At 56.9% G+C, this 13045-nt stretch carries 16 protein-coding genes; 7 read left to right on the top strand and 9 right to left on the bottom strand.

Annotated elements, in window-relative coordinates; genetic code table 11:
- Positions 1-170 precede the first annotated feature (170 nt).
- The 3 genes from relB to AB5767_RS00780 all read right to left on the bottom strand — a co-directional run bounded on the left by relB (position 171) and on the right by AB5767_RS00780 (position 2666).
- Positions 171-443, bottom strand: a complete 273-nt coding sequence (relB, locus tag AB5767_RS00790) for a type II toxin-antitoxin system RelB family antitoxin (protein ID WP_271741369.1) — start codon at positions 441-443, stop codon at positions 171-173.
- Between the two features lie 584 nt (positions 444-1027).
- Complete coding sequence (locus AB5767_RS00785; RefSeq protein ID WP_368131820.1) at positions 1028-1279, bottom strand: hypothetical protein; 252 nt, start codon at positions 1277-1279, stop codon at positions 1028-1030.
- 532 nt (positions 1280-1811) lie between these two features.
- Entirely contained in the window at positions 1812-2666 is an 855-nt protein-coding gene (locus AB5767_RS00780; protein ID WP_368131821.1) for a BspA family leucine-rich repeat surface protein, read from the bottom strand.
- Positions 2667-2964: 298 nt separating this feature from the next.
- Between AB5767_RS00780 and AB5767_RS00775 the strand changes: the two genes are divergently transcribed.
- A complete protein-coding gene (locus AB5767_RS00775; protein ID WP_368131822.1) occupies positions 2965-3591 on the top strand; it encodes a DUF1648 domain-containing protein in 627 nt (208 codons plus the stop codon).
- Positions 3592-4619: 1028 nt separating this feature from the next.
- Here AB5767_RS00775 and AB5767_RS00770 read toward each other — a convergent pair.
- Complete coding sequence (locus tag AB5767_RS00770) at positions 4620-5021, bottom strand: hypothetical protein (RefSeq protein ID WP_195364264.1); 402 nt, start codon at positions 5019-5021, stop codon at positions 4620-4622.
- A gap of 386 nt (positions 5022-5407) precedes the next feature.
- Between AB5767_RS00770 and AB5767_RS00765 the strand changes: the two genes are divergently transcribed.
- On the top strand, positions 5408-6064 hold the full coding sequence (locus AB5767_RS00765; RefSeq protein ID WP_347478717.1) for an ATP-binding protein: 657 nt from the start codon (positions 5408-5410) through the stop codon (positions 6062-6064).
- A complete protein-coding gene (locus tag AB5767_RS00760; protein WP_271737480.1) occupies positions 6031-6150 on the top strand; it encodes an ATP-binding protein in 120 nt (39 codons plus the stop codon). Before AB5767_RS00765 ends, AB5767_RS00760 begins: the two co-directional genes overlap by 34 nt.
- A 4-nt stretch (positions 6151-6154) precedes the next feature.
- Here AB5767_RS00760 and AB5767_RS00755 read toward each other — a convergent pair whose 3' ends face one another.
- Both AB5767_RS00755 and AB5767_RS00750 read right to left on the bottom strand, forming a co-directional pair.
- A complete protein-coding gene (locus AB5767_RS00755) occupies positions 6155-6478 on the bottom strand; it encodes a helix-turn-helix domain-containing protein (RefSeq protein ID WP_368153297.1) in 324 nt (107 codons plus the stop codon).
- Positions 6479-6819: 341 nt separating this feature from the next.
- Positions 6820-6945: a hypothetical protein gene (locus AB5767_RS00750; protein WP_255413117.1), complete on the bottom strand. Its 126-nt coding sequence runs from the start codon at positions 6943-6945 to the stop codon at positions 6820-6822.
- 242 nt (positions 6946-7187) lie between these two features.
- Between AB5767_RS00750 and AB5767_RS00745 the strand changes: the two genes are divergently transcribed.
- Positions 7188-7625, top strand: a complete 438-nt coding sequence (locus AB5767_RS00745) for a hypothetical protein (RefSeq protein ID WP_368153294.1) — start codon at positions 7188-7190, stop codon at positions 7623-7625.
- A 484-nt stretch (positions 7626-8109) separates the two neighbouring features.
- On the opposite strand, the gene AB5767_RS00740 is transcribed toward AB5767_RS00745, so the two are convergent.
- Complete coding sequence (locus AB5767_RS00740; protein ID WP_138374237.1) at positions 8110-8493, bottom strand: hypothetical protein; 384 nt, start codon at positions 8491-8493, stop codon at positions 8110-8112.
- A gap of 626 nt (positions 8494-9119) precedes the next feature.
- Between AB5767_RS00740 and AB5767_RS00735 the strand changes: the two genes are divergently transcribed.
- The gene (locus AB5767_RS00735; protein WP_195445469.1) at positions 9120-9359 is read left to right on the top strand and encodes a hypothetical protein; all 240 of its coding nucleotides are present in this window, start codon (positions 9120-9122) and stop codon (positions 9357-9359) included.
- A gap of 12 nt (positions 9360-9371) precedes the next feature.
- Here the strand turns inward: AB5767_RS00735 and AB5767_RS00730 are convergent, their stop codons facing one another.
- A complete protein-coding gene (locus tag AB5767_RS00730) occupies positions 9372-9590 on the bottom strand; it encodes a hypothetical protein (protein ID WP_347478462.1) in 219 nt (72 codons plus the stop codon).
- Positions 9591-9809: 219 nt separating this feature from the next.
- Positions 9810-10238, bottom strand: coding sequence for a hypothetical protein (locus AB5767_RS00725; RefSeq protein ID WP_138374235.1), 429 nt, complete (start codon positions 10236-10238; stop codon positions 9810-9812).
- Between the two features lie 979 nt (positions 10239-11217).
- Between AB5767_RS00725 and AB5767_RS00720 the strand changes: the two genes are divergently transcribed.
- The gene (locus AB5767_RS00720; RefSeq protein WP_138374234.1) at positions 11218-11583 is read left to right on the top strand and encodes a hypothetical protein; all 366 of its coding nucleotides are present in this window, start codon (positions 11218-11220) and stop codon (positions 11581-11583) included.
- A gap of 916 nt (positions 11584-12499) precedes the next feature.
- Positions 12500-12955, top strand: a complete 456-nt coding sequence (locus tag AB5767_RS00715; protein ID WP_347478463.1) for a PH domain-containing protein — start codon at positions 12500-12502, stop codon at positions 12953-12955.
- The last annotated feature ends 90 nt before the right edge of the window (positions 12956-13045 follow it).

Raw genomic sequence — 13045 nt, 5'->3', positions numbered from 1 at the left:
TTAGCGCGGCTATAACGTCCGCTTCGAATGCCGACCGTATTCATATCGAGGCAGCCATTTCATACCTTCAGAAAGACAACTGAAAGCCGCAAAAAAGCGGGACCCGGCTATAAGCCGAACCCCGCCCAAGAGAAGCCTTTAGAGCCGAGACAGACAACGCGTGTGGACAATCACTCAGCCTCCACCGCCATGCGCACGACCTCTTCCATCGGGTAGCGAGTGCCGCCGTCCCCGTCCAAAGCCTCGTTGTAGGCCTCGATGTCCGCCATGTCCTCAGCCTTCTCGAACGCGGCCCTTCTCACGAACTCGGAAAAGGTCATGCCCGTGGCGTCCGCATGACCCTGAATCAAGGCCATTTCGCCCTCATCGAACTTGACCGCGATCTCGCGCATCGCCATGGTCGCTCCCGTAAACGCCGTCATCGAAGTGAATCCATTATCCATCCACCGTATACGCCCCGAACTCGAAACACCAAGCAGGATGGACTCTATACGAGGACGCAGCAGAGGTAATGGCGGGGGAGTGCGGCAGGCGCTCTGAGAGCCGCTGTATGACCCCATTTCTCTTCAATCCGACTACCCGTGCCATGAACCTGAAGCCGTTCGTTCGGTCGCCAAAAGAAAGCACGCGCGGGGTAACGCGGGCTTTGCGCTAGACAAGCTAGAAGCACCAGGCGGGGGAGACGCAAAACCAGCCCGGCGCGGAGTTGCTGTCCGACGGATTGCCGCTGCTGTCGACATGGAGGAAGCCCTTCGAGGCGTTCGGAAACACCGAACGCTCCCACCAACCGCTGCCAATGGCAATGGCAGAGTTGGGATTATAGTTCTCCGTCACCTTGCCTTTGAAGGCCTCGTACTGGGTGCCCTCGGAGGAAGTCCAGGGATAGGATGCCCAATAGGAGGTGGGGGGCGATCTCAGAGTAGCTGAGCAGGAACAGCTTGTCCTAGGTAGCCGTCACGGCGGCGTTCTTGTTCTCATCACCGCCCCCGACATTGTTCGATAGCTTTTTGACGGCCTTCACCCTGGACTAGAAATCGGAGGGCATCAGATTCCAGATCTTGCCGGAGTTCATTTTCTGACGGAGTTCAGACTTCTCCCAACCGCCGGCGTTGGTGTCAATCGCGTTCATGGGGGACCAAATGCCCGTCGTGGTGGTGAGGAACGTGAGGCCCGCCTTGCCGGATCCGCCTGCAGGGTCATCATGATTGATGCCGATAATGCGGTAAGTCAGCGTCTTGCCATCGGTGAGCTTCATCGAGAACTCGGTGCCGGCATCCATCGCGGCCTTCGCCTTGGCGTAGGCGGGCGACGCCTCGCCCTTGGCGGCGATGTCCTCGGCAACTGCCTTCTGCTCACCGAGGGTCCAGTCCTTCGCGTGTCCTTCGCGTCCTTGGCGAGCGCCGCCTGGACGGTCGCGGAACCCGCGCCGTTACCGCTGCCGGAACCGCTCGGTTCCCAAGTCCCACCTGCTGTCCCGTTTACCAATACTCCCGCCACCGTGTTGAACTGGTTCCTGATTGCCGACGAGACCCAAGGGCCGGCTATCATCACAACCAGGACGATAATCGCGATGACCAGAACGTACTCGATGGCTCCTTGGCCTCGGAGGCGGGTATTCCTAGGAGATACCCACCCCCCCCCGAAGGTTAATTGCCGCTGCATGCATATGCGACACTCCCTTCGCATGGGGATTGATATTGCATGCAGAGCGTACGTTAAAGCGAACCGACTAGCCCGTAACGTGCCGCTGAGGCAACGGCGGCACGGGTGCCCGCGCCACATAAACTGCTTGCCGTTTTGTTTCTTCAGACCTACTGCCACGCCTTCGGGAGGATAACGCCGGGGGCGCAGTGATTGAAGTCACTATGATTGGCATAGGTTGGGACATTCCAATCGGAACAGTCGAGGTTTAGATTTTTGCAATAGCTAAACATGCCGAGCATATCCATAACATCTGAGGTCTTCCACCCTGGTCCAAATTTCATGCTTTTCAGCGAACTGTCGGTGGAAAAAAGGAGACGTAAATCGCCGGCTTTCCGCGTCGACCATCCGGAGATGTCAATCTCCTCGACCTTGTAAAGGTTTTTGAGCGCCGAGTCGAATTCGACGACCGAGGACGTATCCCAGCTTGAAATACTGAAGGAAGTCGCATTGCCGCAATACGCGAATGCGTGCTGCAGATTTGTGCAGTTCGACATGTCGAACTTTGCCAGATCAAAGCTCTTGCAGTTCTCCATGTACTGAAAGCAAAATGCCAACGAGTGGATTTCTATGCCATCGTCAATGGCCTTTACGGCCACGATATTATTTCTGTTAGGCCACCAGGGGGCAGTCGTCTTGCCGTCGTTTCCTACGGTCGCGGTGGCGTATCCATTTTCGAACCCCGTATACACCGCCGTCACGCGGCGGCTGTTGAACATGTCACCGACTCTGGGGACCCCGCGGCGCTTGTAGAACATGAGGCTGTGGTCGTCCTCCGAGTACACGGCGAACGCTATCCCGTGAACGGGGTCCACGATGTCGGCGTCGGTCAACGACCCGTTGCCGCCGCCCGTGCCGCCCGACTCCCAGCTACCCTTTGAGATTCCGTTGCCGAGCGTCCCCGCCACCGTGTTGAACTGGTTTGTGATCGCCGACGAGACCCACGGTCCCGCGATCAGCACCACCAGGACGATGATCGCGATGATCAGTACGTACTCGACTGTCGACCGCCCCTTCGGGCGGCGGGTAAATCTGGGAGATACCCCCCCCCGAAAGGAATTTCCGCTGCATGCATGTGCGGCTCCTCTCGGATTGCTTTGGCTGATGCTGCAGAGGATAGACGCGATTACTAAGGATGAGTCAACAATGCCGCAGCGGCATTCACACTAAGAGGGTAAGGCGTTCGGAGTGACATCCCGTTCCAAAACGTATACTTGATTTAAGGCGGAGTGGAATGTGGGCGCGCAAGGAGATGCGGAATCGATGAGAACCTCAAAAAAAACTACTGCAGTGTTATCATCTTTCATCCTCTCTATTCTTCCATTTCTGATTCTATGGGCGGCTTGGTCAGTCCTCCCTGATACAATTCCCGCTCATTGGAGTGGGGGTGTGGTTGATCGATGGGGTAATAAGCTTGAATTGCTGGTTGTTCCGCTGTTTTCTCTGATTGGTTCTATTGCAATTTCTGTGTACCTTATTGTTTCCACGCGGCGAAGAGAGTTCGCGGATTTCTCTGCTCGAATGCGACGGGACTTTGTTGCGTGCTATATTTCTAGTCTTCTTTTATCGACAACCTGCTCAGTGATAATTGCCGTTTGGGTTCAGTTGATTCTTACGCAAAGCACTGCGGTTGATGGGGGACTTGGACTATCGATCCTGTATTCCCTTCCCGGGCTATATGTGATCTTGTGCACTTTGCCGCCTTTTTTTGCGAGCGGCGAGAGCAAAAAGGCAGAGCGCCTGATAACAGTTCTTATTGGCTGCGCGGAGATTGTTCTTTGTGGAATAGTGCTTGAAGGTTCGTCTGCCTCTTATACGATGATTGGACTGATGATTCTGTTCTGTGCGTTTGAGATTGTGTCACAGGTAAGGGATAGCCGGTCCTTATGAGTTGAATTACGCGCGTGCGGATATAAAGGTTGGCATGTTAAGCTGGTCGTTTTCTCGTTCTGGGACATTTGCAGTAGGATGAGTGGGACTAGGCGCGCTGCGGTGTGATGGTGACGGTTGAGACTTGTATCGCTGCAAATCCGCTGATGCACATTTTGCTATTGGGCTTGAAGGTGGGACCTACAGGCCTTTGTTTGGGATGTTCCGGTCGTCCAACACGTGTTGCACGGCTTTATATTGTTACGCTCGTTCGGCGCTCCGTTGGAGCATTTCCGGGTTTGTCGGCATCATGACTTGGCCAAGTGACACGCTTGCCGGGACGGTTGTAACGCCGCGCCGGTTCCGTGTGCTCCTTCGTTGTTGGCCTGTCCAGCCGGGGGCGGATTCGGCCTCATGTTGTGGCGCACGGCCTTCAGGGGCTTCCCCCTGGCGAGTTATGTTCGTCCGTATGGTAAGGGTCGGGTTGAGCTGACAATCCCGTGTCGGAAGGGGCTTGCACCATGCGCGCGATGACAGAGATTGAGTGGCTGGACGGCCGTGTGACGAAGGTGCCGGAGCTCGCCCTGGGCGATGCGCTCGGCGAGAGCGTCCAGGCGGAGCTCGATTTCGGGTTCGACGACGTGTTGGAGGGCCTTTGGGTTGAGGTGCGCCATCATGAGCCGGATGAGGACTCGGACGGCGACCCGCGTGGGAGGGGCTGCGCACTGTACGCGGACTGCCGGTACAGCCTGGTCGAACCGTCGGACCTCGACCGTGTCTTCTGCATCCTTTACGAGGGGCAGCCGAGGGTCCAGCCGCGTCGCGGGGGAGCTCGTGAACCTTTCGCGGGCCTGCGCGTTGTCCTGCCTCATGCTCGGATCTCCCTACCCGCCAGGCGCCCTCGAGGCCCTGGCCGCGTGCGCTCGATACCTCTGCGGTCCGGCTTTCACGTCCGACCTCGCCGCCCGCGTCCGCGCGCGGATCCCATCCGGCCTCACGCGCTTGAATATCGAGCTGAGCCCAAACGATGACCCACACCCCATCGGTCTTCATGATGATGCCTCGATGAGCCAGCTCGCCCAGAGCTTTCGATACAGTCGGTTGAGTCGAACAGACTTTTTTTCGAGCTTGTCCTGACGCATGAAAAGACCTTTTGTAAGTTCTTTTCCGTTGGCATCCTTCCTATTAGGCCCTTTGGACGTCTGGAAGGAGCAAATCATGATCAGAATCGCAAGCTGGACGCGATTCTTCGCGACCGCAAATAATGAGTCGTAGGATGGCCTGTTGATTCCACTCAGGATCTCGCTCTTTGCAATCTCATCCTGTCGAACGTCAAGCGCCGCCTCCATCTCGCTAGGCGTCTCGGCCTGATCGGCAACCGATGGAGCGTCCGTGTCTAAAGGCCACGGGAGGCCACGGCCTTTTTGCGGTTTGTAGCTACTTGTACTCATGTTGATTCCTCCGGTGCGAGGCTATCCAACCCAATTGCCGACTGTGCCCATAATATGGTTGATTTCCGATCTCAGCCGAACACATTGAGCGGATAGGCCGTTCCCGCAGTTAGCCGAACGCCCCCGAGGCCCCATTCAGGCCACGGGGGCGTCGTTTTCCCAGTTGAAGGAACGGTGGAGATGTGTTTCGATGGGTCCGGTGGCCATGCTCCGCCTGCCGCCCGGCACCTCTTCCCAGACTCAGCCGGACGGTCGGTCCGTCTATTCCGTTTTCGCCCTTAGGCTAGGCCAGCGGGGCATCGCCCCTCTCTGCGCGCGCCCTCTCGGCGGGGCCGGCGGGGCCGACCTGTCGGTCTACGACGGGTTCCTGAAGGGGGCGGTCGCCGATGGCAGCTAGCGAGGAGCTGGCCCGCAGGGTCGTGGAGGCCGGGCGGTCGTGCTCGCTCACCACCGCCGTCCTGGAGGAGTGGTCGAGGCTCGGCACCCCGAAGCAGGTGGAGTACCTGGCGGGCTACCTCGAGGCGGAGAGGTCCAGCCGCGAGGCCTCGAAGCGCGCGACGCTGCTCAGGCGCTGCGCGCTGCCGGCGCCCAAGACCTTCGACGGCTACGACTGGTCGGCCGTGTCGTGGCCGGAGGGCATGGGGCGCGAGTCGCTGCTCGCGCTCGACTTCGTCGAGCGCAGGGAGGACCTCGTGCTCATGGGCGACGTCGGCACCGGCAAGACGCACATGGCGTCGGCCCTCTGCGCGCTGGCGTGCGAGAGGAGGCTCGAGGCGCGCTTCTTCACGGCGTCCTCGCTCGTGATGCGCCTGAGGCGCGCCCGCGACGACGGGAGGCTCGACCGGGAGGCCGCGCTCATCGGCAAGGCCCGCCTGCTCGTCATCGACGAGCTCGGGTTTCTCCCGCTCGACGCGGACGGGGCGAGGCTGCTCTTCCAGGTCCTCGCCGACGCATACGAGAGGCAGTCGGTGGTATTCACCACGAACCTGGAGTTCAGCAGGTGTGGGCGGTGTTCGGGGACGACCAGATGGCCGCCGCCCTGATCGACCGCATCGTCCACCACGGGAGGCTCGTCCAGTTCCGCGGCGAGTCCTACCGCGTCCGCCATGCCCTCATGCAGGAGGGCTAGCCGCTCAAAAAGCGTGCGCGCTTCCGATGCTGCGACTGCTCAATTTCCGATGCTCTTTTTGCTCAAATCCTCTTGACGAAACACAGAATACGTGCGGGCGGCGCTTGCAGCCGATCGCACGGTACCGGCCGCACCCGTTGCAGCAGCGCGGCCACGCCGCCAGGCGCGGGCAGGCCGCCGACAGGTCGGCCGAGCCGTCGACGCGCTCGCCGCGCCTGGACTTCGGCGCCGTCACGAACCTGTGCGACGCCACCTCGGCGCTCACCGTCGAGGGCGACCTGCCCAGCTCCCTCGCGATCTCCCTGCACGACGCCCTGCGCTCCAGCATCCTCTGGACCGTGTCCCGCTCGTGCCTCGTGAGCCTTCCGTAGGACCTCGGGACCGCCCTCGCGGAGCCCCTTTTCTTCTTTCCGGACATACCGTCCTCCGATCTCCCGGGGCCGGCCGGCCCGGCCCTCAGGGTATCGGGTTCCCACATTCATCCGCACATGTGCGGATGAATGTGGGAGGTGTTCGGATAAAGTCGATAATCAAGGCTTCGATAGCAAACGCAATTTGGTTTTTGAAATATGGACGAATTCCTCGTCAGGAGGGTAAAATGGTGCCGACGGCAGCCCAAGTTGTAGAGAGCTGGGCAGAGCCGTTGCTTAATGAAGTTGGGTCATCGTCTTAGCGACGGTGACCTTTCTTTTTGGGCTTCGAGCCCTGCTTGAGTGCCTTGGAAAGGCCGACAAGGGCCGTGAGGAGCGAGACCATAGCGGTCAGGAGCTTCACGAGCTCGGTGAAATCGGTCATGGGCATCACCTCCCATCGGATGGAGGGCTCTGCCCGGCACGAGGGCTGCCGACAGCAAGGACGATTCTATCAGAGCGGCTGACTCCCGCCCGATATTACCATCCCACCGCGCCTGTGCAAAAAAGAGGGCCGCCAAACAGCGACCCTCCAGCGAAAGTGCACGTTATTTAGGACAGTCATATTCTTTGAAAATAATGGCTGTTGTAGAATTACATATAAGAGTCACCCGGAAGGAGCGATCGATGAAAAGCAAACGATTTGTCCTGAATGCACTTCTGGTAGTAGCAATATTGACGCTCTTCGTCTTTTCGTACTCATACATGAATCAGCCAAGATTTGGATATGCTTTATACGCTGTTTTTTCCGGCGAAACAACTTACAACACTATAGGCTTCATTGACGCAATCTTTTTCTATGTAGTCGGCCCCGTATCAAGCGAACTGATCGCTTTTGTTGTCAGCTACAACCTGAATCAACAAAGCCAAACTCACTCAGCGACTTCGGCCAAACAAGGAATCAATCTCTTCGTAATAATGATAATTCTGCAAATTGCGACCGTGTTGATTATCGCCCTGACCGCAACAAACGTTTTGAAGTATGAGTTCGGATTCATCGCGAGCTGTCTCATGGCAATTGCCGCGGGTATAGCGGTTTCGTATACGACACCGGCAAAGAAGTAGATAAACTAACAGGGCCTATTTGGAATCCGAATCGTCCATGGAACCGTCGATGCCGGTTTTGGTGTCGTCATCCGTATTGGAATCGTCATCCTTGGGGCTTATAGGACACACATTTTGTCCTATAAGCCCCGATCAATTCATACTCCTCATCCTCGCCGAATTGCGAGTATGGCAGAATCGGCACTGGATGGCAGCGCGCTAGGCCGTGTCCGCGGAGTTACCCCCCCCCGTTTTTATCGTAACAGCTGATTCTAGGGACGCTTCAAAAAGTCAACCGAGGGTTTTGTCCCGTCAAGACGCCGAACGAGAATTACGTACCGCCAAGAGCCTCAAAACACGCCCCTCGTGGAACAGAATCCTCACTCGATTTCCATGCGGAGTAAAAACGTCAATCAATCATCCTCCGCAACGTCTATCCACCAAAAAGGCCGCCCCACGTGGAGCGGCCTTTGCTCGCAGCTTTTTACTGATAGTTACTCAAAAATTATTCCAACACATCCACAGAAGAGCAGCGAATCGTATTTTTCTTTCGGGAATCGAGAAAATAGCCTACCTTGACTTTAGACCCAACGCTCACGGGGCTATCGCTTACATAGCGCGTATGTTCTGAATCAACCAGAATGGTCAGACGATCAGACCCGTCGTTATATGGATCTTCGCTTTCGACCGACATGGTAAAATCGCCAGAGCTGTCAACGTTCAACACCAATCCGCTCACGAACCACAAATGTGAATAGTCACCTCCGCTATCTTTTTGGCAACGCTCCACTTTTAGAAATAGCGCAGAGAATGCGAACACGGCAACTGATATAGCGATGAAAACCTTAACGCCACTCCCCTTGCCATAAAATACAAATTTATTCGCCAAAGAAAAATACCCCTGCTTTATCCGTGTAATTAGCATAGTACTACGTTAACGTGCTCATGGCTGTGGGTTGGTTTAACCTACAGCCATGCTAAAGTTGCCAAAAGGGGCACAAAGGCCAATACGTTTGCGCCATGCCGGCACAGCGACCTGGCATCGTATGCACCGGCGGGATCATCGCTGGCCTGCAAGGAGGGCATATCCACGCGCTCATGGTCGCCGGAGGCCTCGTGATGCAGCACGCGCCGGGCGGCGACTGGAAGCGCGTCGATTGGGACGTGCTTGCCGCCTGGCTCGACAGATACGGTTACAAGGTCGCTGATTGCGAGACGGAGACCCTTCCGACCGCCGACGCGGCGAGTGGGAACGCGAGGGTAAAAACGCATCGTCGCTGAACCAGTGAGTCAGTATTCTTTAGTTGGATGATGGATATTGAAATTGATTAGCGAGATAATGTGCATATCTCATAATGTATGCGTTGCACCATGAGAGAGGGGTCTGTCATGAGCTGGAAACCGAGAAAATGCGTTATCGCCGGTCTCGTGACAACCGGTCCTGACGGCGGCTTGTTTGCAACCGCAATGACATCGTACCGACTTTTCACTTGCATGTTCTGAAAGGCAGTTGCCATGCTGTCGCAAAATCAATCGAGATACTTGGTCACAATCGGCTTTGCCCTGCTTGCATTACTCTTTGCTAGCGACCTTTTGCTGAAACCGCCCAAGGAACTCGTTTTGCTTGCCATAGACTGCATTTCCGCCCTTTACTTTACGGCAACCCTATTCGTCGGACTAAAGGAGAGGAAAAAAGGCGCAGTCGTTGCGTCCGCCGTAGGCGTGATCACAGCCATTGCCTCATTCTTTATCTGACACATTGGTGATCTAGGGGCGATATCGTAGGAATACGACCGGGAGAGCCAGGACCAGATTGCCCGGGTTGCCCGGTCGGCTCGCGCGACGGCGCGGCGGTTCGACAGAAAGCTCTCCGGACTTCACGCCGTTTCTGATCGCATTGTAGACAGCCAACTCGTCTTCGCAGTCGGCGAGCACGCGGTGTGCGTCGTCGTTTTGGATGTACAGTAAATCTCGAAGGTCCTCCATGCACCAACGTCCGAGATCTGGCCATGCGCGTCGCACGAGCTGATAAGTGTCGATCGCGATGTTGTAGTTAAAGTCCAGGCCAAAGCCGTCCCAGGCAGAACGGCATTGTTTCCTTGATTATCAACTTCATCCGGACACTTCCCGCATTCATCCGTGTGTGTACGGATGAATGCGGGGTTCGATACCCCGGCGGCCTGATCGGCAGACCGCCGGGAGTTCTCACTCCTCGATAAAAGCCGGCACTCGGTTAGTCCTGCGCATCTTGAAATCGCCAGTCTCGTGGGAGACGTAGAGAATGCCGTCCATCCCGTCTCGTGATGCATACGACAGGTGAACTGAACCGCAATCCGATCCATCATTGTCGAGAAGATCGAACGAATTCGGGTCGCTCGTTGCGGCCAAACGACCACTCAGACAAGAGCCATCGTCATTACAGATTTGCCATTCCATGTCTTCGCCTGCAAGAATCGCCATAGACGGCCTGGTCGCGCCATCGTTGACATACATCCCGTCTATGCCAAAACCGTTTTCAGCGCCATCGATGAACGACTGCTCGGACCTATACCTCGCAAATGATGCACATAGCACCATTGCAAGACAAAGTGCAGAGCCAACAATAACGATCTTTACGTAGCTCTTGGCCGTCATGCCATCCCTCTTTTCGCTTGCCTAAAGAAATGCGGAAGAAGCTGTTCGTCGCGGCTTGTTTGTAGGCCCTTCTGCCCCGGTTCGGTTACTAAGGTTACTTGAGGGATCCTATAAATGATTGTTACCCATATACGTAATATGAATTTCGGACATGTCGAAATCAATCAATGGTTGCGGGAGTTTCCGACCTTAGTGAAATGCCACCCTATACCCACAGAATCAGTCTGGCTGACATGTGCCAATGGCCGCTAACGGCACTTGGTCGGCAACGGTCTTAGCCCATCGGCCACAACAGTGTCTCCTTCTGTCGCGCCGAGGGCCAGACACACAGCGGTGGCACCGTGCCGCGGCAGCTGGACGACCGCGTCGTCGACCGTGGCGGTTGCACTCGCGACGACACACCTCGCCAGTTTGCCTCGCCCTATTGGCCCCAGCGCGTTGCAGTTCAATCAGCTGTTACAATTACCCACCCACAAGAAGCCCATCTAGCAGGTGCTTTGCTGTTATAGAGTCCTGGAAAGAAAGGGCCAAACCGAAGTGTCTGGCCGGACGCCAATTGTCTGGGAACTGCTTCGGATTCGACCCTCTTTTACTTTCGCCCACTCGGTGGACTTCGGGTTTAATGCTTAGGGGCAGGGATTTAACAAAGTGAAATTTTAATGAAAAGAAACCCAGCTGCCACAATTGCCATGGTGAGGGCTCGAATTGGCCATATAGATCTAAAATAGTCACGATACCTTCTCTTTTGCTGGAACGATATATCTATACAAGGTTGTGAGCGGAAAACAAAAAAACGTCGATTGCTATCCGACAAACGGGTCTGGAATTGCATTCTCCGGCATTTCGGGGAGATTGATACACATGTACGAAAGGGAACCTATGTGGTGCGTTGGGTTGGAGCTGCTGCAGGCCCGATATGGATTGCGGTCTTGCGCCCCGATGTCCAAATAGGTTTCTCTCTCTAGACGGGAAGTTGCTCATGGACGCCATATATGACGGAGATGACTGGGTCGATCATTATACTTGGCGCCTGGTCGGCTCGGATGACAATGGGGATGTGGTGTTTGATGGACTATGTCCAAAGCATCTCCATCCTTTTGTCTCGTCGTTAATTGAGAGTTCCGCTCGTGTTGCCCCCTACAGCTCGGCATCGCTTCATGATACGGACGTTTTGAAGACCATAAGGGAGTCAATTGACGAGGGCACGATGAGCGGCCCGCTGTTTTCTCGGCTTGTGGGGCTAGATGAGATTGGCTCGAAACGACTGCTTGCGGGCGAAAAGGTGGAACTCACTTATCGGTCGATGATTTCAATCCTGCGGCTAGCCGATGTTCTTCGCAAATAAATGAGGCTTCCATGGCCATGTGGCAGCTTGTCTCACCGATGGGTGGGAGCCGAGTACTTTTCGGACGATTTGCTTGGCCTCGGCGTAGTCTTGGACGGGATCTGCCGGATCATCGAAATCCTCGACGAGATATTTCAAAGCGGCACCTTCTTAAACGGCGAACGTGACAGCGGTCCTCCCTGAATTCTATAAAATCACGGCCTGACTTGGGCGGCGAATTGGCGGAGCTCGTCATCGTCCATATCGTCGAAGTGCGGCAACTACGCCAGCGCGGCCCTCTGCTCCATCAGGTACCTACCGCTCGGAGACCTGCGAATCGTCTGCAAGATGTCCTCGGGGGCGAGGGCTGGGAAATCCATGCCCTCGGGAGCGGCCAAAGAGATGGATTCACCTGCCCCTCCCATGTGTTGGGACCTCATTCAGGGCATCGGCTGCATCCGGCCTTTCGCATTCGCCGCCCGGCCCTCCGGTCCCGCCCGGCTCTCCGGTCCCGCCCGGCCGACGGGTTTCCCATCTACGGCAAAACGATCGCACTTATATATATGCATTCCCGGATTGGGAATATGTTTCAGCCCACGCGAGCAAAGCCTCGGCGTACTCCGTGGTATCTCCGCTGCGCGGCTTTGCACCCCGCAATGCCGCGCAGCGGAGATACCACCTGAGACGGATGTCGATGCATCGAACCCGAGACCGGGCGCTGCGGCGGGAAGCCTCTCGCACGGACAATCTGCTCGATCTTGCTGCACCCGTCTTAAAAGGTTAGACAAACTTTTAATCGTACGACATCCGTCGAACAGTCGGGGGTACACACCACTACAGAAGGCCCACGGAACGGGGGGCGAGATGGTCGGCGACGGGTTCAAGGCACTCTCCGGCCCCACGCTCCGCCAGGGAGGGCGTCGGGAGGGAGGCCGTAATGGGTGAGAAGGACGAGCGGCCGGAGCGGGTGTTCCCCGGCAGGACAGACCCGTGGTTCATAGCGGCCATGGTGATTGTGGCGGGCGGTTTATCCGCGGCGTGTATCGCGTGTTTCCTGAGCTCGAGTCCCGCGCTCCTATGGGGCTGGCTCGCGCTGCTGCCCGTCCCGGCCCTCGTGGCCCTGGCCGCCCTTCCCGTCCGCAGCAACCGCCTCGAGCTCTACGGCGACCGCCTCGTCGTCGTGTACGCTGGGACGCGTTCGGTGATACCCTACGCCCACGTGCGGGGCGTCCGGCGCACCAGGACGCTCTGGGCGGGGACGGCCAACTCGCTCGACCGCGTCTACATCGAGGCGCCCTACGACGGCGACGCCATCGTCTCGGTGACCGACAACGATGCCCTCGTGGCGGAGCTGGGGCACAGGTGCGGCCTCGGGCCATACTCCCATTTTTGAGAGAGGTGCCGTCGGGCCCCCCGAAAGCCGTCTGCATTTGCAGGCCTTTATTCGAAATCAGGCGGCGCGGCTGAAAATCCCCGGCCTGAA

Origin of the sequence: Collinsella aerofaciens, assembly GCF_040926265.1 — a bacterium.
GTDB classification, from domain to species: Bacteria; Actinomycetota; Coriobacteriia; order Coriobacteriales; family Coriobacteriaceae; genus Collinsella; species Collinsella aerofaciens_BB.
The sequence above is the reverse complement of the archived record's forward strand: the minus strand, read 5'-3'. Positions and strand labels throughout refer to the sequence as shown.